This window comes from Calidithermus chliarophilus DSM 9957, assembly GCF_000430045.1.
Taxonomy (GTDB): Bacteria; Deinococcota; Deinococci; order Deinococcales; family Thermaceae; genus Calidithermus; species Calidithermus chliarophilus.
In genome coordinates, this window is the sequence record NZ_KE387023.1 from 3,077,689 (window position 1) to 3,078,840 (window position 1,152).

Annotated in this window: 2 protein-coding genes; both read left to right on the forward strand. The window is 72.8% G+C overall.

Going from position 1 to position 1,152, the window contains the following annotated elements; all coding sequences use genetic code 11:
- Positions 1-262 (forward strand): glycosyltransferase (locus MEICH_RS0114865; protein ID WP_275052621.1); only part of this gene is annotated, 262 nt, incomplete at its 5' end.
- A partial coding sequence (locus MEICH_RS0114870; RefSeq protein ID WP_051304181.1) for a Mur ligase domain-containing protein occupies positions 259-1,152 on the forward strand: 894 nt, incomplete at its 3' end. The genes MEICH_RS0114865 and MEICH_RS0114870, both read left to right, overlap by 4 nt.

Sequence of the window (1,152 nt, forward strand, 5' to 3'; positions counted from 1 at the left end):
TTTGGCCGAGGCCGCCTTCCACGGGGTGCCCAGCCTGCTCGTGCCCCTGCCGCGCGACCTCGACGGCGGGGCGCAGTGGGCCAACGCCGGCTTCTATGCCGAGCGGGGCGCTTCGGTTATCCTGGACGGCTGGGAGCAGTTTCAGGCCAAGCTGGAGCAGCTCATCACCCAGGCCCCCGCCATGAAGAACGCCCTCGCCCCCCTCTCCCCCGCCGGAGCCGCCCAGCGGCTCGCCGAACTCGTGCTGGAGGTCGCCCGGTGAGCACCCGCCACTACCACCTCATGGGCATCGGCGGGATCAGCGTCTCCGCGCTGGCCGAGATCCTGCAGCACCAGGGGCACCGGGTCTCGGGCTGCGACCAGCACCTCTCCGAGCGCACCGCCCGCCTCGAGCGCAGGGGCATCGCGGTCCTCGAGGGGCACGCGCCGGAGCACCTGGAGGGCGTGGACGTGCTCGTAGCCTCCACCGCCATTGGCGAGGACGAGCCCGAGCTGGCCGAGGCCCGCCGCCGCCGGATCCCGGTGCTGCGGCGCATCGAGCTGCTGGGGGAGGTCATGGGCCGGGGCACCAGCCTGGGCGTGACCGGCTCGCACGGCAAGACCTCCACCAGCGCCATGCTGGCCCAGATCCTGCTGGGCGCCGGCCGCGACCCCACCGTGGTCCTGGGCGCCGACTTCGCCGCCATCGGCGGCAACTACCGCATCGGCGACGGGCCCATCGTGGCCGAGGTCGACGAGTCGGACCCGCTGTTCCAGCACCTGGAACTCGACGTCGCGGTGATCACCAACCTCGAGGCCGACCACATCTCCCCCGACGGCCGCCCGCGCCCCAACTACCACGAGTCCTTCGCCAGCCTCAAGGAGGCCGTGCGCACCTTCGCCCGCAACGCGGCCAAGGTGGTCTACAACGCCGAGTGGGCCCACCTGAAGGCCCTCACCGCCGGGACCGAGCGCTACAGCTTCGGGCTCGAGCACGGCGACTGCCACGCCGCGAACGTCGAACTCCTGCCCTTCGGCAGCCGCTTCGACCTGGTGTGGCAGGGGCAGGTGCTGGGGCCGCTCGAGCTGCAGGTGCCCGGCCGCCACAACATCGCCAACGCCCTCGCCGCCGCCACCGCCGCCCTCTTGGCGGGGGTGCCCTTCGCGGCCATT